The 25,484-nt window shown below is 72.1% G+C and carries 21 protein-coding genes; 12 read left to right on the plus strand and 9 right to left on the minus strand.

The window, feature by feature from the left end:
* On the plus strand, positions 1 to 299 hold a 299-nt coding region (locus CCL05_RS26895; protein WP_244204432.1), incomplete at its 5' end, for a T-complex 10 C-terminal domain-containing protein.
* 55 nt (positions 300 to 354) lie between these two features.
* Here CCL05_RS26895 and CCL05_RS26900 read toward each other — a convergent pair.
* Genes CCL05_RS26900 through CCL05_RS26910 form a run of 3 tightly spaced genes read right to left on the minus strand, consistent with a single transcriptional unit; the run spans position 355 to position 3,367 of the window.
* Positions 355 to 1,848: a tripartite tricarboxylate transporter permease gene (locus CCL05_RS26900; protein ID WP_086563077.1), complete on the minus strand. Its 1,494-nt coding sequence runs from the start codon at positions 1,846 to 1,848 to the stop codon at positions 355 to 357.
* Positions 1,848 to 2,387, minus strand: coding sequence for a tripartite tricarboxylate transporter TctB family protein (locus CCL05_RS26905; RefSeq protein WP_086563078.1), 540 nt, complete (start codon positions 2,385 to 2,387; stop codon positions 1,848 to 1,850). Before CCL05_RS26905 ends, CCL05_RS26900 begins: the two co-directional genes overlap by 1 nt.
* Positions 2,384 to 3,367, minus strand: coding sequence for a Bug family tripartite tricarboxylate transporter substrate binding protein (locus CCL05_RS26910; protein ID WP_167409623.1), 984 nt, complete (start codon positions 3,365 to 3,367; stop codon positions 2,384 to 2,386). Before CCL05_RS26910 ends, CCL05_RS26905 begins: the two co-directional genes overlap by 4 nt.
* Before the next feature lie 372 nt (positions 3,368 to 3,739).
* Here CCL05_RS26910 and CCL05_RS26915 point away from each other — a divergent pair, with 372 nt between their 5' ends.
* The gene (locus CCL05_RS26915; protein ID WP_086563080.1) at positions 3,740 to 4,231 is read left to right on the plus strand and encodes a hemerythrin domain-containing protein; all 492 of its coding nucleotides are present in this window, start codon (positions 3,740 to 3,742) and stop codon (positions 4,229 to 4,231) included.
* Positions 4,232 to 4,303: 72 nt separating this feature from the next.
* Here the strand turns inward: CCL05_RS26915 and CCL05_RS26920 are convergent, their stop codons facing one another.
* The gene (locus CCL05_RS26920) at positions 4,304 to 5,848 is read right to left on the minus strand and encodes an alpha/beta hydrolase (protein WP_086563081.1); all 1,545 of its coding nucleotides are present in this window, start codon (positions 5,846 to 5,848) and stop codon (positions 4,304 to 4,306) included.
* Between the two features lie 352 nt (positions 5,849 to 6,200).
* Between CCL05_RS26920 and CCL05_RS26925 the strand changes: the two genes are divergently transcribed.
* The 7 genes from CCL05_RS26925 to CCL05_RS26955 all read left to right on the plus strand — a co-directional run bounded on the left by CCL05_RS26925 (position 6,201) and on the right by CCL05_RS26955 (position 12,731).
* Positions 6,201 to 7,316: a Gfo/Idh/MocA family protein gene (locus CCL05_RS26925; RefSeq protein WP_086563082.1), complete on the plus strand. Its 1,116-nt coding sequence runs from the start codon at positions 6,201 to 6,203 to the stop codon at positions 7,314 to 7,316.
* Entirely contained in the window at positions 7,313 to 8,239 is a 927-nt protein-coding gene (locus tag CCL05_RS26930; protein ID WP_086563083.1) for a DUF6807 domain-containing protein, read from the plus strand. Before CCL05_RS26925 ends, CCL05_RS26930 begins: the two co-directional genes overlap by 4 nt.
* On the plus strand, positions 8,233 to 8,994 hold the full coding sequence (locus CCL05_RS26935; RefSeq protein ID WP_086563084.1) for a cupin domain-containing protein: 762 nt from the start codon (positions 8,233 to 8,235) through the stop codon (positions 8,992 to 8,994). The genes CCL05_RS26930 and CCL05_RS26935 overlap by 7 nt, the downstream gene beginning before the upstream one ends.
* 62 nt (positions 8,995 to 9,056) lie before the next feature.
* Entirely contained in the window at positions 9,057 to 10,340 is a 1,284-nt protein-coding gene (locus CCL05_RS26940; protein ID WP_086563085.1) for an ABC transporter substrate-binding protein, read from the plus strand.
* Positions 10,337 to 11,275 carry a carbohydrate ABC transporter permease gene (locus CCL05_RS26945; RefSeq protein ID WP_086563086.1) on the plus strand — a complete coding sequence of 313 codons (939 nt, stop codon included), beginning with the start codon at positions 10,337 to 10,339 and terminating at the stop codon, positions 11,273 to 11,275. Before CCL05_RS26940 ends, CCL05_RS26945 begins: the two co-directional genes overlap by 4 nt.
* Positions 11,272 to 12,132, plus strand: a complete 861-nt coding sequence (locus CCL05_RS26950; RefSeq protein WP_086563087.1) for a carbohydrate ABC transporter permease — start codon at positions 11,272 to 11,274, stop codon at positions 12,130 to 12,132. Before CCL05_RS26945 ends, CCL05_RS26950 begins: the two co-directional genes overlap by 4 nt.
* A gap of 5 nt (positions 12,133 to 12,137) precedes the next feature.
* Entirely contained in the window at positions 12,138 to 12,731 is a 594-nt protein-coding gene (locus CCL05_RS26955) for a hypothetical protein (protein WP_086563088.1), read from the plus strand.
* Positions 12,732 to 13,292: 561 nt separating this feature from the next.
* Here the strand turns inward: CCL05_RS26955 and CCL05_RS26960 are convergent.
* The gene (locus CCL05_RS26960; protein WP_086563089.1) at positions 13,293 to 13,994 is read right to left on the minus strand and encodes a phosphatase PAP2 family protein; all 702 of its coding nucleotides are present in this window, start codon (positions 13,992 to 13,994) and stop codon (positions 13,293 to 13,295) included.
* Positions 13,995 to 14,125: 131 nt separating this feature from the next.
* On the opposite strand from CCL05_RS26960, the gene CCL05_RS26965 reads away from it, so the two are divergent.
* A complete protein-coding gene (locus CCL05_RS26965) occupies positions 14,126 to 14,782 on the plus strand; it encodes a class I SAM-dependent methyltransferase (RefSeq protein WP_086563090.1) in 657 nt (218 codons plus the stop codon).
* A 12-nt stretch (positions 14,783 to 14,794) separates the two neighbouring features.
* On the opposite strand, the gene CCL05_RS26970 is transcribed toward CCL05_RS26965, so the two are convergent.
* Positions 14,795 to 17,047 (minus strand): heavy metal translocating P-type ATPase, encoded by a 2,253-nt coding sequence (locus CCL05_RS26970; RefSeq protein WP_086563091.1) that lies wholly within the window; start codon positions 17,045 to 17,047, stop codon positions 14,795 to 14,797.
* Positions 17,048 to 17,050: 3 nt separating this feature from the next.
* Positions 17,051 to 17,263 carry a heavy-metal-associated domain-containing protein gene (locus CCL05_RS26975; RefSeq protein WP_086563092.1) on the minus strand — a complete coding sequence of 71 codons (213 nt, stop codon included), beginning with the start codon at positions 17,261 to 17,263 and terminating at the stop codon, positions 17,051 to 17,053.
* A gap of 195 nt (positions 17,264 to 17,458) precedes the next feature.
* Between CCL05_RS26975 and CCL05_RS26980 the strand changes: the two genes are divergently transcribed.
* Positions 17,459 to 18,418: a hypothetical protein gene (locus CCL05_RS26980; RefSeq protein WP_086563093.1), complete on the plus strand. Its 960-nt coding sequence runs from the start codon at positions 17,459 to 17,461 to the stop codon at positions 18,416 to 18,418.
* A gap of 36 nt (positions 18,419 to 18,454) precedes the next feature.
* On the opposite strand, the gene CCL05_RS26985 is transcribed toward CCL05_RS26980, so the two are convergent.
* Positions 18,455 to 22,447 (minus strand): aKG-HExxH-type peptide beta-hydroxylase, encoded by a 3,993-nt coding sequence (locus CCL05_RS26985; RefSeq protein ID WP_158102498.1) that lies wholly within the window; start codon positions 22,445 to 22,447, stop codon positions 18,455 to 18,457.
* A gap of 133 nt (positions 22,448 to 22,580) precedes the next feature.
* Positions 22,581 to 24,416 carry a glycoside hydrolase family 15 protein gene (locus CCL05_RS26990; protein WP_086563095.1) on the minus strand — a complete coding sequence of 612 codons (1,836 nt, stop codon included), beginning with the start codon at positions 24,414 to 24,416 and terminating at the stop codon, positions 22,581 to 22,583.
* 173 nt (positions 24,417 to 24,589) lie between these two features.
* Between CCL05_RS26990 and CCL05_RS26995 the strand changes: the two genes are divergently transcribed.
* Positions 24,590 to 25,471: an SIS domain-containing protein gene (locus tag CCL05_RS26995; RefSeq protein WP_086563096.1), complete on the plus strand. Its 882-nt coding sequence runs from the start codon at positions 24,590 to 24,592 to the stop codon at positions 25,469 to 25,471.
* Positions 25,472 to 25,484: the final 13 nt, after the last annotated feature.

A 25,484-nucleotide genomic window follows, 5' to 3' on the forward strand; every position in this document is an offset into this window, starting at 1 on the left:
TGCAGCCCGATGAGCGCGCTGACGGCCTGACCAGCGCGCTCATCGGGCTGCACGGCTGGGGCGAGGACGAGGGGGAGGTCGTAGCGGCGGTGGGCAGCAATGCGTACGGGCACCACTCGGCGACGCCGTTCCTGACGCTGCGCTCCCACCCCGGTGGCACGCGGCTGATGGTGACGCTGGTCGTGCTCACTGCCGACCCGGTGGTGAACGCGTCGGCCGAGGGGGCCGGGGCCCGGGTCGAGGCCGACGGGAGCGTGGAGATCCGATTCCCCGACGGCACGCGGGAGTTCGTCTCGTGATCACAGCCGTGGGGGCGCGGCCCGGTTGAGCCACGCCCCCACGGTCAGGCTTGCGTCAGGCCTCCACGCGCCTGCGCGTCACCGCCTTCCGCACCAGCGGCCAGGCCAGCAGCAGCACGATCACCGCGTACACCGTCACCGCGAACGGCGTGTTGAACAGCCCCGTCACGCTGCCGTCGCTGATCTGGAGCGCGCGCCGCAACTGCTGCTCGGCGTTCGGGCCGAGGATCACGCCGATGACGGCGGGCAGCACCGGCAGTCCGTAGCGGCGCATGCCGAAGCCGATCAGGCCGATGATCAGCAGGATCACCAGGTCGATCACCTCACCGCCGACCGCGTACGCGCCGACCGCCGCGAAGAACATGATCCCGGCGTACAGGTACGGGCGCGGAATGCGCAGCAGCTTCGCCCACACCGGCGCCAGCGGCAGGTTGAGCGCGAGCAGCAGCACCATGCCGACGAAGAGCGAGGCGATCAGGCCCCAGACCAGGTCGGGTTCGCGCTCGAAGAGCAGCGGGCCGGGCTGGATGCCGTACTGCTGGAAGGCGGCCAGCATCACGGCCGCGACCGCCGTGGTCGGCAGGCCCAGGGTCAGCATCGACACCAGCGTGCCCGCCGCCGAGGCCGACGCCGCCGACTCCGGCCCGGCCACGCCCTCGATCGCGCCCTTGCCCCACTCGTCCTTGTGCTTGGACAGGCGCTTCTCCGTCACGTACGACAGGAACGTCGGGATCTCCGCGCCACCGGCCGGGATCGCGCCGAACGGGAAGCCGATGAACGGGCCGCGCAGCCACGACTTCCAGGTCCGGTTCACATCGCCGCGCCCCAGCCACGGACGCCCCACCGGGATCGGCTCCGGCGGCCTGCGCCGCAGGTGCGCCGCCACCCACAGGGCCTCGCCGATCGCGAACAGACCGACCGCGACGATCACCACGTCGATGCCGTCGGCCAGTTGCAGCGAGCCGAAGGTCAGGCGCTGCTGGCCGGTCATCTGGTCCAGGCCCACCAGGCCCAGCGTGAGGCCGATGAGCAGGGAGGCGAGGCCCCGGATACGGGACGAGCCCAGCACCGACGTCACCGCGATGAACGCCAGCACCATGATGGCGAAGTAGTCCGGCGCGCCGATGTCCACGGCCAGTTCGGCGACCGTCGGGGCGAGCGCCACCAGCAGGATCGTGCCGATCAGGCCACCCGCGAAGTGCCCGACGGCGGCCGCCGCGAGGGCCTGCGCGCCGCGCCCGGACTTGGCCATGGGGTTGCCCTCCATGGCCGCCACCACCGCCGCGCTCTCGCCTGGCGTGTTGAGCAGGATGGAAGTGGTCGAGCCGCCGAACATCGCGCCGTAGTAGATACCGGCGAACATGATGAACGCGCCGATCGGGTCGAGCCCGTACGTCACCGGCAGCAGCAGCGCCACCGCCATGGCCGGGCCGATGCCGGGCAGCACGCCGATCGCCGTGCCGAGCAGCACACCGATCGCGGCCCAGAGCAGGTTGACCGGGGTGAGGGCCGTACCGAAGCCGTCCAGAAGGGAGTTGAAGGCATCCATCACAGCACTCCCATCAGCGGACCGCCGGGCAGGGGCACTCCGAGCAGGTTGTTGAAGACGACGTAGGTGACGAGGGACAGCCCGGCCGCGATGAGCGGATCGCGGTCGGTCCTGCGGCTGCCGAGCGCGAACGCCGCACCCCAGAACAGCAGCGCGCCCGCGACGGGGAAGCCGAGCGGCTCGATCAGGACGGCCGAGCCGAGGAAGACCCCGGCGAGCAGCAGCACCGTGCGCCCGTCGGCGGGCTCGGACAGGTCGATGTCCTCACCGCCCTCGGCCTGGCCCCGGCCGCCGCGCAGCACGTCCACGGCGAGCAGCGCGGCGATCACCAGCAGGCCGGCGCCGACCACGACCGGCACGGTCTTCGGGCCGACGGGTCCGCGCTGGGCGATGTCGACGTCCATGGTGAGCGCGTCGGTCAGGACGAGCACGCCCAGTACCAGCAGCAGCGCGCACACGCCGAGTTCGGAGTGCTCCCGCAGCCACGAGCGCCGCTCGCCCTGCTCCGCGGGGGGAATGTCGGTGGTCTGCGTCGTCACAGTCCCAGCTCCTTCAGCACCGAAACCACGCGCTTGTCCTCGGCGTCGAGGAACGCGCCGAACTCCTCACCGGTGAGGAAGGCGTCGTCCCAGCCGTTCTGCCGCAGGGACGTACGCCACTCGTCCGAGCCGTGCAGTTCCTCGATCAGCCGCACGAGCTTGCCGCGCTCCCCGTCGGTCAGCCCGGGCGGGGCGACGATGCCGCGCCAGTTGGTGAAGTTCACGTCGTACCCGGCCTCCTTCAGCGTGGGCGCGTCCAGCCCCTCGACGCGCTCGGGGCCGGTGACCGCGAGGAGACGCAGCTCGCCCGCCTTGATCTGGTCCTGGTACTCGCCGACACCGGACACCCCGAAAGCGACCTTGTTGCCGAGGATCGACGCGAGCAGCTCGCCGCCGCCGTCGAACGGGATGTAGTTGACCTGCTTCGGGGGAATCCCGGCGGCCCGTGCCATCAGCATCGGCGCGAGGTGGTCGGGCCCGCCGGGCGACGAGCCGCCGCCCACCGGGAGCTTGCCCGGGTTCTCCTTCCAGGCACTGACGAGATCGTCGATCGTCTTGTACGGGGAGTCCTTGGCGACCACGACGACGTCCTGCTCCTCGGTGAGCCGGGCGATGGGCGTGGTGTCGCCGAGCGTCTTCGGCGCGTCGTTGGAGCGGACGGCGCCCACGACCCCGAGGCCCATGGACATGGCGAGCTTGCCGTTGCCGTGCTCGCTCACGAGCCGGCTCAGGCCGACCGTGCCGCCGGCGCCGGGCAGGTTGAACACCTCGATGTTGTGGGTCAGTCCGGCGTCCTCGGCGTTCTTCGCGGCCGTACGGGCCGTGATGTCGTAGCCGCCGCCGGGCGTGTTGGGGACCATGAAACGCAGGCCCGGGATCTGTGTGCCGGTCTCGGAGCCGCTGCCGGTGGTCAGCAGCGGCGGTCCGACGAGCACGAGCACGGCGGCCCCGAGCAGGGCGAGGGGGGTGCGCAGGCGCACGAGTGCCACCACCTGTCGGTACGTCGTTGCGGGTAGGTAAGGGCCCTGTGGGGGAGGGTGACGTGGGCCACATGGTGCACCGGCGCCGACGGGCTGTCTCTCTTGCGGAACCAACGGAGGTTTTGGTCTTTGCGGTCACCGGAGCGACCCCGGCGACGCGAGTTCCCGGGGCCGCCCGGCACGCGGCCTGTGCTCCGGGGCCTTCGAGCCGGACGCGTCTCGCCGTGCTGCCCAGGAGGGCGACTTCAACTGTGTGTCCGCCCGTCGGCCGGGCGCCTGAGGGAGCGGAGGTTGATGTCCATTCGTACTCCGCAGCGCGGACAGCAGCGGCCGCAAGGGCCGGTTCTCTCGTATGAAAGGCGTTCCTGTTCCATGGCCGATACACAAGACGTCGTCGAGCTCATCCTCCGGGACCACCGGCGGATGGAGGACCTCTTCCGCCGGATGCGGAGCGTCGAAGCCGACCGGCCGGGCGCGCTGCGGGAATTCGCGGATCTGCTGATCGCGCACGCGCTGGCCGAGGAGGCCAGGGTCTACCCGGCGCTCAAGCGGTACAAGAACATCGACGACGAAGAGGTCGAGCACGGCGAGCACGAACACGACGAAGGCAACAAGGCCCTCCTGGAACTCCTCGAAGTGGAGGAGGTCGGCTCCGACGCGTGGGACGAGAAGCTCGAGGAGCTGGTGCAGGCCGTCACCCACCACGCCGACGAGGAGGAGCGCACCATCCTCAACGGCGCGCGCGAGAACGTGGCGATGGAACGGCGCGAGGAGCTGGGCCGGGCGTTCCGGCAGGAGCGTGAGCGGCAACTGAAGGCCGGCTGCGGGTCCGTCGGCAACGTGCGCAAGATCGTCGAGTCGTGAGCAGAGCGGGCCGGCCCCGCCCACGCACGGAGCCCGGACCGGCACCGGTCCGGGCTCCCGCGTGCGCCAGCCCTACGAGGGTGCCGGGCAGTCGAGGTCCCGTCCCGGCAGGCGCCCCGTGGCCAGGTACGCGTTGACCGTGTCGTCGACGCACGGTACGCCGTAGACGCCGTACACCGCGTGCTGGTCGGCGCCGGTCAGGGTGATCAGGCGCGAGGAGGGCCACCTGCCGCGGACCGCTCGGGCGCCGTCGTAGCCGGTGCGCGGATCCCCGGTGGCGTTGACCAGCAGGGCCGGCAGGTCGTCCCGGACCGTCGTCGGTCGCTCGCGCGGCCGGTCCCAGAAGGCGCACGGGTTGAGGTTGTTGGTCACGGGCGCGAAGAGCGGGTCCTGCGCGCGGGTGCGCTGGACGTCGCGCCAGTAGATCTCGGGGTCCCGCGGAGCGGCTCCGTCACCGCACACGATCGCCGTCTGCACACTGCCGTAGGGGGAGTCGGTGCCCGTGAGCACGAATGCGAGCACCCCTGCGAGCCACGGGGACGGCGTCACCGTCCGCCCCTCCGAGGCCCGGAGCATGTCCCGCATTCCCTGGGCGAAGTCCCCGTAGGCGGCGTCGTTGTCCTGCGAGAGGCCGTTGAGGGCGACGATCGGCATGACGTGCTCGTCCAGGCGGTGCTCGCCGAGCCGCAGCGGAGTGCGGGCGGCGGCGCGCCGGACGCGTTCCACGGTGGCCAGCACCTCGCTCCGCGTACGGCCCAGACCGTAGGTCGCGTCGCGGGCGGCCGCCCAGGAGGCCCAGCCCTTCAGGGCCTGGCGGTTGGCCCGCTCGACACCCAGCCACAGCCGGGCACCGTAGCGGTCCGGGTCGATCACACCGTCGAGGACGACCCGGTCGGTCCGGCCGGGGAACAGCGTGGCGTACACCTCGCCGAGGTAGCTGCCGTACGAGTAGCCCAGGTAGGAGATCCGCCGCTCGCCGAGCGCGGCCCGGACGACGTCCAGGTCGCGCGCGGTGTTGCGGGTGGTGGCGTGGGGCAGGACGTCACCCGCGTGGGTGCGGCAGCGCTCGGCGAGGTCCTTCGAGAACGCGGCCATGCGGTCGAAGCCGGCCCGGTCCTCACCCGCCCCGCGCCACGCCGAGCCGGTCGGCCAGTGGCAGTCCAGCGGCGTACTGCGGCCGACGAAGCGGGGATCCACGCCGACCACGTCGTACCGGGCGGCGACGTCCTTCATCGCCTTGCGCACCCACGGCGGATCGCCGAGGGTCTGCCCGCCGGGGCCGCCGCCGTTGAGCAGCAGCGGGCCGACGCGGCGGTCGGTGTCGGTGGCGCGGATCCGGGATATCGCGACGGTGATCGTACGGCCGCCGGGGTCCGAGTAGTCCAGCGGGACGGTCACGTCGGTGCAGCGGGCGCCCGCCTGCTCCAGTTCCTTGCCGGTCGTGTCGTCCGGTCCGACGACGCAGCTCTTCCAGGTGAGGCGCTGGTGGTGGTAGCGGGCGAGGGGGTCGGAGGCGGGACTCGCCCCGGCCGTGGCGGGCAGTGCGGTGAGGGCGAGGGCGGCGGCCGTCAGGGCCAGGGCGGCTCGTCTCGCGGTTCCCGGGCTGCGGGATAACACGTGGTGTCCCTTCTGTCGCGACGGTCCCCTCGTCGGGTGGTCGTGGACAAGCCGAGGAGGGGTGCTGTGCGACAGAACGGTAGGGGCGGGCCACGTGCTGATCACTCCGGCTGGCAGCCCGGTCGTGGTGGGGTCAACGCCACCGTCGAGACGGGGGCTACGCGGCTTTCCATGGTGGTGGCAACAACCCGGATCTCACCCCCGAGCTGGGAGAACGCTCGGGCAGACCTTGTGCAGGTCGCTGCAGGGGGGTTGTCCAGACATTCGCTCACGCCTAGGGTCGGCTTCCGGGTGCAAGCGCTTTCCAAGTGCTGTCCCAGCGTGTGTCCGCCGGCCGTCCGAGGAGCGCCGCATGTCCTTGTCCCCCGCCCGCCGCCGCGTGGCCGTCGTCGGCACCGGAGCGATCGTCAGCGGCAGTCATCTGCCCGCGCTGCGGGCCCACTCCGACCGGGTGGAACTGGTCGCCGCCGTCGACGTCGACCAGGAGCGCCTCGACGCCTTCCGCGAACTGGCCGGCGGCCGGGTCGCCGGGTACACCTCGGTGGAGGCGATGCTGGACGCCGTCCGTCCCGACCTGGTCCTCATCGGGACGCCGCCCGCCCTGCACCGCGACCAGACGGTGGCCTCGCTCAAGGCCGGTGCCTGGGTGCTGTGCGAGAAGCCGCTCACCCTCTCGCTCGCCGAGTACGACGAGATCGCCGCCGCCGAGGAGGCCTCCGGGGCGTACGCGGCGGTCGTCTTCCAGCACCGCTACGGATCCGGCGCGGTCCACGCCCGCGAGCTGATCACCGGCGGCGAGCTGGGCGCCCCGCTGGTCGCGCACTGCCAGACCACGTGGCACCGGGACGCCGCGTACTACGCGGTGCCGTGGCGCGGGAAGTGGGCCAGCGAAGGTGGCGGGCCGACCATGGGCCACGGCATCCACCAGTACGACCTCATGCTCCACCTGCTCGGCGAGTGGGAGGAGATCCGCGCCATGGCCGCGCGGCTCGTCCACGACACGGAGAGCGAGGACGTCTCCACCGCGCTGGTGCGGTTCAGGAGCGGCGCCCTCGCCACCGTCGTCAACAGCGTGCTCTCCCCGGACGAGGTGAGCCGTATCCGCATCGACTGCGCGGACGCCACGGTCGAACTCACCCACCTGTACGGCCACACCAACGACAGCTGGGTCTACACCCCGGCCCCGCACGTCGCCTCCGACCGCGCCATCGCCTGGCGGACCCCCTCGAGCGACGTGCCCAGTTCGCACACCGCCCAGCTGGGTGCGCTCCTCGACGCCTACGACGACGGCACCCGGCCACCGGGCAGCGGCCAGGACGCCCGCGCCACCCTGGAGTTCGCCGCCGCCCTGTACAAGGCGGCGTTCACCGGCCGCTCCGTACACGCGGGAGAGATCGGCCCCGGCGACCCCTTCTACGAGGCCATGCACGGCGAGTACCCCGACTGGGCCCCCAAGGAGCGCGCATGAGCATCCGAGTCACCCACACCCACGGCGAGGACATCGCCGTCACGGCGGCGAACGGCACGGAGATCCTCCGCTACGTCTACCGCCCGGACCCCAACCCCTTCGAGTCCCGCAAGCCGTACGCCCACCCGGTGCGCACCCTGTCCGGCCGCACGGTCACCGGCTACCGCCCGAACGACCACCGCTGGCACAAGGGCCTGCAGATGACCGCGAGCCATCTGTCCGGCCAGAACTTCTGGGGCGGCAACTGCTACGTCCACGGCCAGGGCTATCTGCCCCTGCCCGAGCGCGTCGGCTCCATGCGGCACGACGGCTTCCCGGAGTTCACGGTCGAGGACGACCGCCTCGCCTTCACCGAAGAGCTCACCTGGGTCGAGAACGGCGGCGAGGAATGGGCGCGCGAGGTGCGGGGGCTGACCGTCCACTCGGTGGACGAGGAGGCCGGCGCCTGGGCCCTGGACTGGTCGATCCGCCTCACCAACGTCCGTTCCGAGCCCCTGGCCTTCGGTTCCCCGACCACCGCGGGCCGTGAGATGGCCGGCTACACCGGACTCCAGTGGCGCGGCCCGCGCGACTTCACCGGCGGCACGGTCTTCGCCCCGGACACCGACGCCGACGCCGGCAAGCTGATGGGCACCCAGGGCCCCTGGCTCGCCTTCACCACCGAGCACGACGACGTCGACGGCCACTCCACCCTCGTGTTCGCGCACGCGCCCGAGAACCTCGACGAGACGTCCGCGATCCACGAGTCCCACTGGTTCGTCCGCTCCGAACCCTTCCCGACAGTCGCCTTCTCCTGGGCGTTCTTCGAGGAGTTCGAACTCCCGCCGGGCGAGTCCTTCGCCTACCGCTACCGGCTCGTCGTCGCCGACGGCGCCTGGGACCGCGACCGGGTCGGCACCCACCTGGAGGGCCTGCCGTGGTGAACGACGCCAAGCCCGCCCTGCCGCACCCGCTGCCCGGCGCGATCGGCCTGTCCCATCTGAGCGCCTACGACTGGGAGGCCGCCGACGGCGTCTGCGGCGGCAGTCCGCACCTGCACCTGGTGTGCACCGAGGCGTACGTCGTCACCGGCGGCCGGGGAGCGGTCCAGACGCTCAGCCCCGACGGCTACCGGGACATCCCCCTCGAAGCCGGCTCCATCGCCTGGTTCACACCGGGCACCGTGCACCGCATGGTGCAGGGCGGCGATCTGCGCATCACCGTGCTGATGCAGAACAGCGGCCTGCCCGAGGCCGGGGACGCCGTGTTCACCTTCCCGCCCGACGTGCTCGCCGACCCGGAGAAGTACGCCGCCGCGGCGACCCTGCCGCCCGGCACCGGGCCGGAGACGGCGGCGGCAGCCCAGCGCCGCCGGGACCTCGCCGTGGAGGGCTACCTCGCCCTGCGCGAGGCGCTCGTCGCCGGTGACAACGGCCCGTACCAGGAGTTCCAGCGGGCTGCCGCCCGGATCGTGCGCGACAAGGTGCCCACCTGGCGCGCCCTGTGGCGCGCGGGCGCCCTGGCCACCGCCGAACGCACCGGCGCCCAGCTCGACGCCCTGGCCGACGGTGAACCCGCCTACCTCGACGAAGCCACCGCGTACGAGGCCGCGCCCACCCGGCTGGGCGGCTTCGGCATGTGCGGCCGGCGGGACGAGTACAACCTGCCCGGGACGACGCTGCCGTACCGGAGCGAGTAACGCAGCAGGGGGGGTGAGGGGGGCCGACAGAAAGTCCGAGGAAAGGAAGAGGTGACCTCGGCATGCCGCGACACAGGACAAAGGGGTTCTGCGCGTCGGCCGCCGCACTGGCACTGTGTGCCGTGCTGGCGGGCTGCGGAGGATCCGGTGAATCGGCCGGCGGCGGCAAGATCGTGCTGCGCTACACGTGGTGGGGCAACCCCGACCGCGCGGAACGCACCGAGCAGGCCGTCGCGCTGTTCGAGAAACAGCATCCGAACGTCGACGTGACGACGTCGTTCTCCGGCTACGACGCCTACAAACAGAAGCTCGCCACCCAGGCCGCCGGCGGTGACGCGCCGGACGTGATGCAACTGGACTACCGCCAGATCGACCAGTACGCCTCCGGCGGTGTCCTGCTCGACCTGGCGAAGCAGAAAGCCGTCCTGCGCACCTCCGAGATCGACCAGGGCCTGCTCGCCACCGGCCGCGTGGACGACGTCCAGTACGCGATCCCGCAGGGCCGCGGCACCGAGACCGTCGCCTACGACGTCGGGACCTGGAAGAAGTCGGGCGTGCCCCTCCCCGGCAAGAGCTGGACCTGGAGCCAGTGGGCCGACACCATGCGCGCCCTGGCGAAGAAGACCGGCAAGCCCGGGGCGACCGACCCCGGCCAGAGCGAGGACGCCTTCGAGGTCTGGCTGCGCGGGCAGGGCAAGGCCCTCTACACCGAGGACGGCCGGCTCGGCTTCACCGCCGACGACCTCACCCGCTGGTGGACCTTCACCGACAAGCTGCGCCGCGAGGGCGCCGTCTCGCCGGCCGAGCAGACCACCCAGCTCGACGGCTCCGTCGAGAACACCCCGCTGGGGCGCGGCACCTCCGTCACCGACGCCAACTGGGACGCCCCGGCCAGCGGCTTCCTCGCCCTCGTCAAGGGCGGCGTCGCCCTCGCCCCCATGCCGTCCGCCGAGGACGGCACCCCCGGCCAGTACTTCAAGCCGTCCATGTTCGTCGGAGTCTCCGCGAACACCGCCCATCCGAAGGAGGCCGCGCAGCTCGTCGACTTCCTGGTCAACGACCGGCAGGCCGCGAAGATCCTCGGCGCGAGCCGCGGCATCCCCGTCAACGAGACCGTCCGAGACGAGATCGGCCCGCAGCTCAAGGACTTCGACAAGACCATCGCCGACTTCCAGGCCTCCCTGGAGGGCAAGCTCAAGGACCCGCCCCAGGCACCGCCCTCGGGTGACAACGCCCTCCAGAGCACCTTCCAGCGCGACTACGACCAGGTGTCCTACGCGCGCATGTCGCCCCGCGAGGCGGCCGAGAACTACGTCACCGAGGCGAAGGCGGAGCTGAGGTCATGACCACCACCGCGATCCCCACGGAGACAGACCGCGTCCCCGCCACCGCCCCGAAGCGCCGCCCCAAGCGCGAACGCGAGGGCGCCGCCTGGGTGTTCCTCTCGCCCTGGGTCCTCGGCGCGACCGTCCTGACGCTGCTGCCGATGGCCGTGTCGCTGTACCTCTCGTTCACCGACTACGACCTGTTCAACCCGCCGCAGTGGGTGGGCCTGCGCAACTACGTGCAGATGTTCACGGAGGACCCGCGCTACTGGCGCTCGGTCGTGACGACGGTGACGTACGTCGTCATCGCCGTGCCCCTGCAGTTGGCCCTCGCCCTGGTCGTCGCGCTCGCCCTGAAGGGCATGAAACGCGGCAAGGCCTTCTACCGCTCCGCCTTCTACGCGCCCTCCCTGCTCGGCGCGTCGATGTCCATCGCCCTGGTCTGGCGGGCCGTCTTCAACGACGGCGGCACGGTGGACAATCTGCTCGGCACCGGCGGCTGGGTCAACAAGCCCGGCTGGTCGCTGCTCGCCGTGGCCCTGCTGACGGTGTGGCAGTTCGGCGCGCCGATGGTCATCTTCCTCGCCGGTCTCCAGCAGATACCCGCCGAGCTGTACGAGGCGGCGGCGGTCGACGGGGCCGGGAATTGGCGGCAGTTCGTGTCCGTCACCGTGCCGATGCTGTCCCCGGTGCTCTTCTTCAACCTGGTCCTCCAGACCATCCAGGCCTTCCAGGTGTTCACGCCCGCCTTCGCGGTCAGCGCGGGCAAGGGCGGACCGGCCGACTCGACCCTCGTCTACACCATGTACCTCTACGACCGCGGCTTCGTCGCCTCCCACATGGGCTACGCCTCCGCCATGGCCTGGGTGCTGCTCCTCGTGATCGGAGTGGTCACGGCGGTGCTGTTCCGCACCTCGCGCTCCTGGGTCTTCTACGCCTCCGAGGGGGACCGATGACCTCGACCGCCGTTTCCCACAAGCCCGTCCGCTGGGGGCGTCTCGCCGTCCACCTGGGCTGCCTGGCCGCGCTGCTGGTCATGCTGTACCCGCTGGCGTGGCTGCTGGCCACCTCGCTCAAGCCCGCCGACGAGGTCATCGCGAGCCTGAACCTGCTGCCCAGCCACCTGGAGTGGTCGAACTACTCCACCGCCATGGAGGGCGTCAACGAGGTCTCCATCTGGCGGCTGCTCGGCAACTCCCTGCTGATCGCGGGCGGCGCGGTCCTCGGCAACGTCATCAGCTGCTCGCTCGCCGCCTACGCCTTCGCACGTCTCAGGTTCCGGCTGCGCGGGCCGCTGTTCGCCTTCATGATCGCCACGATCATGCTGCCGCACCACGCGGTGCTGATCCCGCAGTACATCATCTTCAACCAGCTGGGTCTGGTGAACACCTACTGGCCGCTGATCCTGCCGAAGTTCCTCGCCACCGAGGCGTTCTTCGTCTTCCTCATCGTGCAGTTCATGCGCGGACTGCCGCGCGAACTGGAGGAGGCGGCCCGGATCGACGGCTGCGGGCCCTTCCGCAGCTTCTTCCAGGTCGTGCTGCCGCTCACCCGGCCGGCCCTGATCACCACCGCCATCTTCACCTTCATCTGGACCTGGAACGACTTCTTCACCCAGCTCATCTACCTGTTCGACCCGGACAAGTTCACGCTGACCCTCGCGCTGCGCTCCTTCGTGGACGCCTCCAGCACCTCCGCGTTCGGCCCGATGTTCGCGATGTCGGTGATCGCGCTGCTGCCGATCGTGCTGTTCTTCCTCGCCTTCCAGCGGTTCCTGGTGGAAGGCATGGCCAGCTCCGGACTGAAGGGGTGAGCGGGATGCGGACACGTGAGGCCGGCGAGGTGTTCGGCCCGCGCATGACGCTGTTCGCGGACGTGCTGAGCGTCGGCCTCGCCACGTCCGTGGCCTGCCTGCCGCTGGTGACCGCACCGGCCGCGCTCTCGACCGCGTGCGCCGTACTGCGCGGCGCCGGACAGGACCGGCCCGTCACGGCCGGGCGGTACCTGGCCCTGCTGCGGCAACGGCTGCGGCCCGGTGACCTGCTGGCGGGGGCCGTCTCCCTGGCGGGGCTGCTGCTGCTCGCGGCCGACCTGGCGCTGGCCGGGGCCGGGCTGCCCGGGGCGCCGCTGTTCGCGGTGGCCGCCGCCACCATCGGCGCCTGCGCGGCGGTCGTCGGCCTGCGGGCCTGCGCCCGCCCCGAGTCGCTCACCGACTGGCCTGCGGCGGTGCGCGGGGCCGCCCGGGACGCCGCGGCGGACGCGGGCGGCAGCGGACTGGTCCTGCTCGCCGTGGCGACGGCCGCGCTGTGCGCCTGGATGCTGCTGCCCCTGGCCTTCCTGGCCCCGGGGCCGCTGGCCTTGGCACTCACCGCCGTCGACGTACGCCGGTCGGCTGCTGTGCTCCTGGAATAGCCAGAAGCCGAGGGGCCGATGAAGGGGCCGCGGCTTCACTGCCGTACGGCGGCGCCGATGCTGATTCGTGGCCAGGAGCGGGCCGCCGTGAGGAGCGCCTGCGTCTGCCTCCGGCGGAGGGGCCGCCGGGTCCGCCGGGGCGCTGGCGATGCCGTTGTGCGGGCCCGCGGCCTCACCGCCGTACGGCAGTGGCGATGTCGGTCCGTGGCCAGGAGCGGGCCGTCGTGAGGAGTGCCTGCGTCTGCTTTGGACGGAGGGCCGCCGCTAGGGCCGTTGCGGCGCTGGCGATGCCGTTGCACGGGCCCGTGGCTTGACCGCCGTGCGGCAGTGGCGATGATGGTCCGTGGCCAGGAGCGGACCGCGGTGAGCGGTGCCTGCGTCTGCTCTGGACGGAGTGGTTGCGGTGCTCGCGATGCCGTTGCGCGGGCCCGCGGCCTCACCGCCGTGCGGCGGCGCCGATGCTGATCCGTGGCCAGGAGCGGGCCGCGGTGAGCGGTGCCTGCGTCTGCTCTGGACGGAGTGGTTGCGGTGCTCGCGTTGCCGTTGCGCGGGCCCGCGGCCTCACCGCCGTGCGGCGGCGCCGATGCTGATCCGTGGCCAGGAGCGGGCCGCCGTGAGGAGCGCCTGCGTCCGCTCCGACGGGGTCGCCGCTGCCGCCGCCAGGGCCGCCGCGGCGCTCGCGATGCCGAGGACCGCGCCCGCGGCCACGTCGCCCGGGTAGTGCACGCCCGTGTGGATACGGGAGTAGCCGACCGCGCTCGCCAGCGCCCCGAGCGGCACCGCGGCGGGCGGCAGGACCACGCCGACGGCGGTGGCGAACGCGACCGCCGACGCCGTGTGCCCGGACGGGAACGAGGCCGACGTCGGCATCGGAACATGCCGGTCCACCGTCACCCGGGCCGCCTCCCGGTCCGGCCGGGCCCGGCGCACCAGGCGCTTGCCGAGCAGATTGGCGGAGGCCGAGGCAACGGCGATCGCTCCGACGCCGGCGAGCGCGGCCCTCCTCGGCCGCTTCCCGCCCAGCGCCAGGGCCGCGGCGATGGCGAACGAGATCTTGGAGTGGTCGGCCGCGTGCGACAGATGGCGCAGCGTCCGGTCGAGCGTGGGCGTGGGAGTGGCGGCCACCGCCGCGTACAGCGCGCCGTCCACGGCCCTGAGATCGCCCATGACGGCGCCCAGGAGCCGGCGGGGCCCGCCCGAGGGCTTCCCGTCCGGCGGGAGCGGACGAAGGGCGTCCTCGTCTGTGGTCGTCGGATCGGTCATGTGCTTCTCCCCGCAGTGGCCTTCCCCAGCAAGGTACCGGCTCACGCCCGTCGCACGCTCGGCGCCCCGGCGAGCCGGTACCTCCCGAGTGCCCACGCAGGGCGACTGAACCCGTCTGCTGAACTGTGGGCATGATGCCCCTGCCACGCCGGGTCCTGCGCGCACTCGACCGTTTCCACGCCGCCCGTCCCTGGGATCACAACGCCCACTTCCACCGCTGGATCCTGCGGCAGCTCCCCGGGCGGGTCGGGAGCGCCCTGGACGTGGGGTGCGGCAGCGGCGAGCTCGCCCGGCTGCTGGCCGGCCGGGCCGAGCGGGTGCACGGGGTCGACGCCGACCCGGCGATCATCGCCCGGGCGCGGGAGCTGACTCCCACGGCGGTCCCGGTCACGTACACGGTGGCCGACGCGCCGGCCGGGCTGCCCGCCGGTCCGTACGACGTCATCACCTGCGTCGCCGTGCTCCACCACCTGCCGTTCACCGAGGCCCTGGAGGCTTTCCGCGACCGCCTGGCCCGCGGCGGCACCCTGGTGATCGTCGGTGTCGCCCGGGAGCTGACGCCCGTCGACCACCTGCTCTCGCTCGCGTCCATCCCGCTCAACATCGTCATGGCCCTGCTCAGGAACCGGGGCCGCCCGGTGCCCCTCCCCGTCTCCATGACGGCCCGCACGCGTCCGGCGGACCGGACCTTCCCGGAGATCGTCCGCGAGGCCCGGTCCGTCCTGCCCGGCGTCCGGTCGCGCCGCCGCCTGTTCTGGCGGCACACACTGGTGTGGCACCGCCGCTGACCCGCCACCGTCTCAGCCGGCGGCCCGGAACGTGCGCAGCCGCAGCGAGTTGCCCACCACGAAGACCGAGGAGAAGGCCATGGCCGCCCCGGCGATCATCGGCGTGAGCAGACCGGCCGCGGCCAGCGGCAGGGCCGCCACGTTGTAGGCGAACGCCCAGAACAGGTTGGAGCGGATGGTGCCGAGGGTGCGGCGGGCGAGCCGGATGGCGTCCGCGGCGGCCCGCAGATCGCCCCGCACGAGGGTCAGGTCGCCGGCCTCGATCGCTGCGTCCGTGCCGGTGCCCATGGCCAGACCGAGATCGGCCTGGGCGAGGGCCGCCGCGTCGTTGACACCGTCGCCGACCATCGCGACCGAACGGCCCTCGGCCTGGAGTCGCTTGACGACCTCGACCTTGTCCTGCGGGAGCACCTCGGCGACGACGTGCTCCGGCGCGATGCCGACCTCGCGGGCGACGGACCGGGCCACTGCCTCGTTGTCCCCGGTCAGCAGGATCGGGGTCAGTCCGAGGGCGCGCAGCCGCCGGATCGCCTCGGGGCTGGTCTCCTTCACCGCGTCGGCGACCTCCAGTACCGCGCGTGCCTCGCCGTCCCAGGCGACCGCGATGGCGGTGCGCCCGGCGTCCTCGGCCGCCGCCCGGGCCCGGGCCAGCCCCTCCGGCAGCTCCATCGCCCAGTCGGCGAGCAACCGCTCCCGGCCGACGAGCACGGCATGCCCCTCGACGACACCCTGGACGCCGAGCCCGGGCACGTTGGCGAAGTCCTCCGGCGTGGGCAGCGCGCCCAGCTTCGCCAGCGCACCGTCGGCGACGGCCCGGGCGATCGGGTGCTCGGAGGAGTGCTCCAGCGCCCCGGCCAGCCGCAGCACCTCGGCCTCGTCGGTGCCGTCGGCGGTGTGCACGGCCAGCAGCGTCATCCGGCCGGTGGTGACGGTGCCGGTCTTGTCGAGGACGACGGTGTCGACCCGGCGCGTGGACTCCAGCACCTCCGGGCCCTTGATGAGGATGCCGAGCTGGGCACCCCGCCCGGTGCCCACCATCAGCGCCGTCGGCGTGGCCAGACCCAGGGCGCACGGGCAGGCGATGACGAGGACGGCGACCGCGGCGGTGAACGCGGCCGTCAGCCCGGCTCCGTTGCCGAGCCAGAAGCCCAGCGTGCCCAGTGCCAGAGCGATCACCACCGGCACGAACACGGCGGAGATCCGGTCCGCGAGCCGCTGCGCGGCGGCCTTGCCGTTCTGCGCGTCCTCCACCAGCCGGGCCATCCGGGCCAGCTGGGTGTCGGCGCCGACCCGCGTGGCGCGCACCACGAGCCGCCCGCCGACGTTGATCGTGGCGCCGGTGACCGCATCGCCCGAGCCCACCTCCACCGGCACGGACTCGCCGGTGAGCATCGAGGCGTCCACGGCGGAGGAGCCCTCGACCACCGTCCCGTCGGTCGCGATCTTCTCGCCGGGCCGGACCAGGAAACGGTCCCCGACCCGCAACTCGCCCACCGGCACGGTCTGTTCGCGGCCACCGTCGCGCAGCACGGTGACGTCCTTCGCGCCCAGCTCCAGCAGCGCGCGCAGTGCCGCGCCCGCCTTGCGCTTCGCGCGGGCCTCGAAGTACCGCCCGGCCAGGATGAAGGCGGTCACCCCAGCGGCGGCCTCCAGGTAGATGTTCCCGGCGCCGTCCGTGCGCCCGATGGTCAGCTCGAAGGGGTGCGTCATGCCCGGCGTGCCCGCGGTGCCGAAGAACAGTGCCCACAGCGACCACAGGAACGCGGCCGAGGTGCCCACCGAGATCAGCGTGTCCATGGTGGCGGCGCCGTGCCGCGCGTTGGTGAACGCCGCCTTGTGGAAGGGCCACGCCGCGTACGTCACCACGGGCGCCGCCAGCGTGAGCGACAGCCACTGCCAGTACTCGAACTGCAGGGCCGGGATCATGGCCATGGCCACGACGGGCACCGCCAGCACCACGGACGTGACCAACCGCTGCCGCAGCGGCCGCAGTTCGTCGGGCTCCTCGGCCGGCTCCTCCCGCCCGGCGGGCGGAGCGGGCTCCTGGGCGGTGTACCCGGTCGCCTCGACGGTGGCGATCAGGTCGCCGACGGAGACGTCACCGCTGTAGCTGACCTTCGCCTTCTCCGTCGCGTAGTTGACGGTGGCGGTGACCCCGTCCATGCGGTTGAGCTTCTTCTCGATGCGCGCCGCGCAGGAGGCGCAGGTCATGCCGCCGATGGCGAGTTCCACTTCGGCGCCGGTACCGGTCGTGTCGATGGTCATGGCTCACACCCGCCCGGTCAGCTCGTAGCCGGCCTCGTCGACGGTCTCGGCGATCAGGGCGTCGTCGGGCTCGGCGGCACTGGTGACGGTGACGTGCCCGGCGTCGAGATCGACCTCGACGGCGCTGACGCCGTCCAGCTCGCCGATGGCCTTGGTCAGCGTGGCCTTGCAGTGGCCGCAGGACATTCCGGAGACGGCGTAGGTGGTGGCGGTCATGGCGTGCCTCCTGGGTACGGTCGCGATGCTCGAATACGGGGCGGGGGTATCTCCCCGCCGGATTCCTGTATACCCCCTAGGGGTATAAGATGCAAGCGTGAGCATCGCTTGACTTGATACCCCCTAGGGGTATGGTGAAGTGCATGAAGGCCCCGCACAGGAGCGGGAGGCCCGGTTCTGAAGGAGATGCAGGCCATGAACACCGGACTGAAGATCACGACCTTCGCCGCCGTCCTGGCAGCGACCTTCGGCACGGCCTACGGCGTCGGCCAGGGCATCGACCCCGTCGTCGCCGACAGCCCGCCGGGGCACAAGGACGAGCACACCCGTCCCGCACCCCCGCCCGAGCAGCCCGGCGGCCACGCCGGGCACGACACGCCCCCGGCCGGCGGGCTGCAGATCTCCGAGGACGGCTACACCCTCGACCTTCAGACCCGGAGCGTCACCGCCGGGCAGCGGGCCGACCTGCGCTTCACGGTCCGGGACGGCAGTGGCCGCGCCGTCACCGCCTATCAGCGCGAGCACGACAAGGAACTCCACCTCATCGTGGCCTCACGCGACCTGGTGACCTACCGCCATCTGCACCCCACCCGCGCCGCCGACGGCACCTGGAGCACCCCCGTCGACCTGCCCCGCGCGGGCGGCTACCGCGTCTTCGCCGACTTCACCCCGGCCAGGAAGGACGCCCGGAACCTCACCCTCGGCGCGGACCTCGCCGCCTCAGGCCCGTACCGGCCGAAGGAACTGCCCGCACCGGCCGCCACGGCCAGGACCGACGGCTACGAAGTCAAGCTGTCCGGCGCCCTGCGGCCCGGCACGGCAGGCGAACTGAAGCTGAAGGTCTCCCGCGCCGGCCGGCCCGTCACCGACCTCCAGCCCTACCTCGGCGCGTACGGCCACCTCGTCGCCCTGCGCTCCGGCGACCTCGCCTACCTCCACGTCCACCCGAACGGCGAACCCGGCGACGGAAAGACCAGGCCCGGCCCCGGCATCTCCTTCACGGCCACGGCCCCCAGCGCCGGTTCCTACCGCCTGTTCCTCGACTTCAAGCACGACGGAAAGGTCCACACGGCGGCGTTCACCGTCAGGACCGGGGGAGCGGCGGCCGGATCCGGTACCCCCGAGGGGCATACGGAGGACGGCCACGGGCACTGAGCACCGAGGCTGCGGGCGGTGAGCCGTCCTCGCAGGTCAAGGCCGGCCGTGGCGGAGGTCCCACCGGGCCCGGTGGGCGAGGGCGGCCGCCCGGGCCGCCTCGGCCACGTCGGCGGGTACGACCGGCTCTGTCCGCCACGCGGCGGCGCTGTCCGCCATCGCCGCTACGAATTGCCGGCCCGTGTCCGTCAGCCGAGGCGAGGACGTCACCACCGTGAAGGCCTCCCAGACCTGGATGCGCCAGTAGGCCAGCTCGAACTGCGCGCGCCGCAGTTCGTCGCCGGTCGCCCGAAGGCAGCGCCCATGCCAGAATTCGGCCACCCCGAAGAAGGCGAACACCCCCTGGAACAGGCCTTCGAAGGGCCGCGGATCATCCCGCCAGGGCGCGTAGAACAGCTCTTCCTCACTGCCCTGCTCACTGTGCAGCGACTCCATGTCGAGGAGGGCGTGGAGCTTGATGTGCCGGACCTCGTGCACCAGTGTCAGGGCGAGGTGCAGCGCGTCCTCCGACTCGGCGAGGACGATCCCGCCGTAGGCATCGCTCGACGTCAGCGAAGTCGGCGCGCCGCCGGGCTCCGGGGCCTGCGGCGTGAGGGTGGTGAGAGCGGCTGCAAGCGCCCCGGCGTCCACGCCGTCCGTACCGTCCAGCAGGGCCCATGCCTCACCGAGCAGTTCCTGCCAGCGGTCCACCTGCTCGGGGGTGAGCGGGCAGGGCGCCGTGCCGGGGCCGACACCGCGGTAAGGGTCGACGTCGTCGAGGCAGACCAGGCGGATTTCGCCGGCGGCACGGGACTTGATACGGCGCATCGGGTGCCAGCCGGGAGACTCGACCTCCAGCCAAGAGGGAAGCCGCACCTCCTTGCCTGCGGCCCGGACGTATGTCAGGCCGTTCTCCGTCAGCACGTGCGCCTCCGTCGTACGCCGGTCGATTCCGAGGTCGGCGAAACCGAGGGTCGGCAGGACGGCCAGGCCCTCGTGCAAGGGAATCCGGAGGGCGAGGGGCAACCCGGCGTTGATGCCGGCCGTGGCCGCGAGCGCCCGCAGATAACCGGGATCGGCCTGTGAGGAGTCGTCCTCCAGGGCACGCAGCGTACGGCTCATCCACCGGCCCGTGGCGGGATGCAGGAGCAGTCCGTCCATGAAGACCGGGTCGGCTTGGTCGGCCTTCGCGAACAGCGCCCGCGCCTGCCGGACCCACGGGTGACCGTCCCGCTCGGTGTACCAGGCAAGGATGCTCGTCAGTGCCAGGACACGGATGTCCAGCTGATGGGCGCGCAGGCTTTCGACGTCGCTGCTGGTCTCCCGCCCGGCGGCCAGGGCACGCAGCACGGCCGGCGAACATCTCCTGGCGTTCGCGGGCAGGGCGGTGGGGTTGTCCTGGAAGCGGGACTGCGAGCGGTAGGAAAGTACGGGTGGGGACGGCGGGTCCGGGGCGTAGGCGTAGCCGCCGTCCGAGTATCCGCCGCCGCCGGATCCCTCACCGGCTTTGCTCTGCCGTGGTCGGGCGAACCTCTTGAGGATTCGACGGACCTCGGGGGCCGGTTCGTCGCTGTCGGCGGCGAGCGCCTGGTGCAGGGACATCCTTGTGTGGTCCTCCTCGTTCGCGCCGTTCAGGACAAGAGCGAGGTTGCGTCGGCTGGTGCGCACATCGGGGTGTTCCTCGCCCAGGAGCCGGACGTTGGCGTGGAGCACCGCACGGAAGTGCTCCGCCGCCTCGGCCGGGCGGCCCAGCAGATGCAACGTGGTGGCGAGTTCGTGCCGACTCGCGACCGCGTCGGGGTGGCCTTCGCCGAAACGCTCCTTGTTGACGTTCCAGATCTCGGCGAACTCGGCCCGGGCCTCGGTGAGCCGGCCCTTGTCCCGCATGACGCGTGCCAGTTCGTGGCGGGCGATGAGTGTGTCGGGGTGGGCGGCACCCATCAGGTTCACCGAGTCCTCCACCACCTCAGCTCCGACGCGTTCGGCCTCGTCGAGCTCCCCGGCATCGCGCAACACCCGGGTGAGGCCGGTGCCGACGGCGAGTGTCAGCGGATCGCGGTGCCCGAACAGCTCTCGCCCCGCTCGCCGGATCTCCCGCAGTTCGTCGGCGGACTCCCTGAGCAGCCCACGCATGCGCAGGACCGTGGCGATGTCGTACCTGGTACGCAGGGCTTTGCGGGAGTTCGGCCCCGGGTCGCGCAGACGGATCTCGAGGACGGCGCGCAGATCCTTCTCCGCCACCTCCGGTTGTCCCAGTGCACACAGCACCCGTGCCCGTCCGCCACGGGCGGACTGGAGAAAGGGGTGGTCGTACGGCAGCGTCCGTTCGCACGCCTCAGCCGTCGCCGTGTACACGGCCAGGGACTCACGGAACCGTGCGTCGTCACGCAGAGCCAGAGCAAGGCTCAGACGGCTTTCGAGCGTCGCCGGATGGTCGGGCCCCAGACGGCTCTCCCGCACAGCGACGACCGTGCTGAGCTCGGTGACGGCCAGGGAGTACAGGCCGAGGAAGTTGCGGCTCTGCGCGGCACGCAAGGCCGGTTCGGTGGCGGCGACGGTGACGTCGTCCGGCACGGAGCCGACCAGTTCCAGCAGCTGCAGCGGGGCGGTGCAGTGCGGGGCGAAATGGCGCCATCGGCGCCAGTGGGTGGGGTTGTCCGGTTCGAGCGGGCTCACGGCGCGCTCCAGCAGGGCCGTGACGAGGCCGAGGAGTGTCCCGGTGTGGGTGGCGAAGTCGGCGTGTGCGCGGTTGCTGGCGCGGACCAGCGGGTGGATGTCGAGCTTCCGGCGGATGTCGGCGTCGGACGGTGCGCCGCTGCCGGGTTCCGGGCTCACGCGCTGCGGCCTGACCAGCCGCAGACCGGAGAGGCCCCTCAACGCGGCGTGGATCCGTTCGTCGGTCGGAGCGGGGAACAGGTCGCAGGTGGCGAGCAACTCCGGGTCGAGCAGTTGCCGGTGGGGAATCGGTGCCGGCCCTAACGCCGACAGTAAGCGCAACAGCGGCCGGGCGAGATCGTTGCCCTGGTCGTGGAGGAGATCGAGCGAGATCTCCCAGGTCGTCAGGATGGCCCGGCGGGCCCGTTCCGCCTCCCCGAGCGAGGAGTCCGGGTCGGCGGCCATCTCCGCGATCCGTCCGTCGAAGTCACGGCGGTACTCCGCGAACGTCTCGGGCGTTCCGGGCACGGGCCCTGGCTCCTCGGCTGCCAGCGCGAGGTAGGAGCCGGCGAGGTCCAGGGCCAGGGGCAGGCCGCCGAGGTGCCGGGCCAGCTCCTTCGCCTCCCGCTCATCGCCCGCGTCGTCCGGTGCCAGGTCGAGCAGGATGCGAGCCCCGTCGTCGATGTCGAGCACGTCCACCGGAAGGACCTGTATCCAGGGCGCCCATCGCTCCCGACGCGATTCGCGGCTCGTGACGAGTACCGTCCCGTGCGGTGTGCCGGGCGGCCGCAGCCAGCCGACGCCACGGGCCAGGGGCTGTGACGGGGCGCGGAGGAAGGACGGATCGTCGACGTTGTCGAGAACGAGGAGCCAGGGTTCGGTGAGCGCGTTGAGCCGCCTCCACAGCACATCGGCGGCGTGGGCGCGGAAGAACTCTGCGCTGTCGGCCCCGGCGTCGAACGCGACGGCGTGCAGAGCGCCCCAGAGGCTCTCACGGTCGGCGGCGGAGACCCACCACACGTGGCCCGCCCGGGGAGAGAGCCGGTGTGCGACCTCCAGAGCCACCGTGGTCTTTCCGCAGCCGCCGAGCCCGGTCAGCACATGGACGCGGGGGTGGTCCGAGCCGTCACCCGCATCGCGTCCCATGCCCCGGGTCAGCGCCGCCACCAGGTCGTCCCGCCCGCGCAGCCGGTCCGCGGCGACCCGTCGCTGGGGAACGGCGAGCGGGACCGAGGTGAGGTCCACATACGAAGGGAACGCCGCCGCGGCCGACCGCTCGTGATACGCGGCCTGCGCGAACGCCTCCTTCGGCAGCACCACCGCCCGCTCGATGTTCTCGACGTGGACCCCGGTCGCCCCGTCACCGGTGACGATCTGACCGGCGTCCCGGCCCACGGCGGCCGACCGTTCTCCGGGCGATGACGTGGTCGGCGGATCAGTCCTCCTCACCATTCCCCGAGTATTTCCCGTGCCTTCCCTTCGCACAGCCCGAACCCGGAAAAACACCGCGCATGCGCGCAGCCGAGGGTCAGCCGAGCGCCCGGTCCAGATTGAAGGCCGCGCTGATCAGCGCGAGATGCGTGAACGCCTGCGGGAAGTTGCCCTGCTGTTCCCCGGTGTGGCTGATCTCCTCGGCGTACAGGCCGAGATGGTTGGCGTACGTGAGCATCTTCTCGAAGGCGAGACGCGCCTCTTCGATGCGGCCCGCGTGCACCATGGCCTCGACGTACCAGAACGAGCAGATGGAGAACGTGCCCTCGTCGCCGCGCAGCCCGTCGGGGCTGGACTGCGGGTCGTAGCGGTAGACCAGCGAGTCGGAGACCAGTTCCTCGGTGAGCGCGTCGAGCGTCGACAGCCACTTCGGATCGGTCGGGGCGATGAACTTCGTCAGCGGCATCATCAGCACGGCCGCGTCCAGCACGTCGCCGTCCTCGTGCTGGACGAAGGCCCGGCGCGTCTCGGACCAGCCCCGGCGCATGATCCGCCGGTAGATCGTGTCGCGGCACTCCCGCCAGTGGAGCAGGTCGGCGGGCAGTCCGCGCCGGATGGCCATCCGGATGGCCCGCTCGATCGCCACCCAGCACATCAGCCGCGAGTACAGGAAGTTCTTGCGCCCGCCCCGCGTCTCCCAGATCCCCTCGTCGGGCTGGTCCCAGTTCTCGCACACCCAGTCCACCAGCGCGCACACGTCGTCCCACTGGTCGCTGGAGATGGGCTTGGCCCACTTGTCGTAGAGGTAGATGGAGTCGATCAGCGCGCCGTAGATGTCGAGCTGGAGCTGGTCGGCCGCGGCGTTGCCGACCCGTACCGGTGCGGAACCCTCGTGGCCCTCCAGATGGCCGAGGGTCGTCTCGGGCAGCTCGGTGCGCCCGTCGATGCCGTACATGATCTGCAGGGGACCGGAGCCCCTGCAGTCGCCGGGGCTGATGTGCCGGGTCAGGAAGTCCATGAACTTCTCGGCCTCGCCGGTAAAGCCCAGCCGCAGCAGGGCGTAGACGCAGAAGGCCGCGTCGCGCACCCACACGTACCGGTAGTCCCAGTTGCGTTCGCCGCCGAGCCGCTCGGGCAGACTCGTGGTCGGCGCGGCCACGATCGCCCCGGTCGGCGCGTACGTGAGCAGCTTCAGCGTCAGCGCCGAGCGGTGCACCATCTCCCGCCAGCGGCCCTTGTACCGGGACGCCGCCAGCCAGCGCCGCCAGTACGCCACCGTCGCCTCGAACTGCTCCTCCGCCTCCGTGCGCGCACACCGGCGGGGCGCCACGTCGCCGCCCAGCTTGTCCAGCGCGAACACCGCCGACTCGCCCTCGGAGAGCTTGAAGTCCCCGCGGATGTCCGGCCCGTCCGTCTCCAGCGGCACCGTCGCGGTCAGCCCGAGCGCCATCCCCTCGGACTCGAACACCGCCGTGTCACCGGTCAACCGGACGGTGTGCGGCCGGGTGCCGTAGTCGAACCGGGGGGCGACGCGGGTACGGAACGGGATCGAGCCGCGTACGCACACCACCCGGCGGATCAGCCGGTGCCGCTCGGCCTCGGCCGACTCACCGTCGAGCGGCATGAAGTCCTGCACCTCGCCGACGCCGTCCTCGGTGAAGAACCGGGTGATCAGGACGTTGGTGTCGGGGAAGTAGAACTGCTTGGTCCGCGCCGGCACCGCCGCCGCCAGTTCGAAGCAGCCGCCGCGCTCCGCGTCCAGGATCGAGGCGAACACACTCGGCGCGTCGAAGGCCGGGCAGCAGTACCAGTCGATCGTGCCGTCGGTCCCCACCAGGGCCACACTGCGCAGGTCGCCGATCAGCCCGTGCTCGGCGATCGGCAGATACCGCCGGCCGCCCGGCACGTCGTGGTCGTGCGCTGGTCCGCCCATGACCGCCTCCCTGGCGGGTACACGCCTCAGCCCCAGCCTAGGACGTAAGGGCGGGGAACGAAGGTCACACCGGGCGCAGGCACCGCTGACCCACACCCGATCCGGCCCTGATGCTTGATACTGCTCGAAAGCTGGCGATATCTTGCAGGAACAATCAGATCGGAAGGTGCGGCATGACGCATGTCGAGGACGAGCTCACCAGCCAGCCCGCGTGCTGGACACGCGCCGCGGCACAGGCGGCCGACCACGCGGAGATGCTGCCGGTGCCGGGGGAGCGGGTCGCGATCGTCGGCTGCGGCACCTCGTACTTCATGGCGCAGGCGGCCGCGGCCCTGCGCGAGGGCGCGGGCCAGGGCGAGACCGACGCGTTCGCCGCCTCGGAGTTCCCGTACGGCCGCGCCTACGACCGGATCGTCGCCCTCACCCGCTCCGGCAGCACGACCGAGATCCTCGATCTGCTCGGCAGGCTGCGGGGCCGCACCCGCACCACCGCCATCACGGCCGACCCGAACACGCCCGTGCGGACGGCGGCCGACCGGCTCGCCGTCCTCGACTTCGCGGACGAACGCTCCGTCGTGCAGACCCGGTTCGCCACCACGGCCCTCACCCTCCTGCGCGCCCACTTCGGCCTGCACCCCGACACCGCCGTCACCGACGCGCGCACCGCCCTGACGGAGCCCCTGCCCGAAGGCCTGGTCGACTGCGCCCAGTTCACCTTCCTGGGGTGCGGCTGGACCGTCGGTCTGGCCAACGAGGCCGGGCTGAAGATGCGCGAGGCGTCGCTGTCCTGGTCGGAGGCCTACCCGGCGATGGAGTACCGGCACGGGCCCATCAGCGTCACCACGAGCGGCACCGCGACCTGGATGTTCGGCGAGGCACCCGCCGGGCTGGCCGAACAGGTGCGCTCCACCGGCGGGTTGTGGATCGAGGGCCGGCTCGACCCCCTGGCCGAACTCGTCCGGGCCCAGCGCCTCGCGGTCGCCGTCGCAGCAGCCCGCGGCCTCGACCCGGACCGGCCCCGCCACCTCACCCGCTCGGTGATCCTCGCCCCCTGACCCTGGAGGCACC

The organism is Streptomyces africanus, from assembly GCF_002150735.1.
GTDB lineage: Bacteria > Actinomycetota > Actinomycetes > Streptomycetales > Streptomycetaceae > Streptomyces > Streptomyces africanus.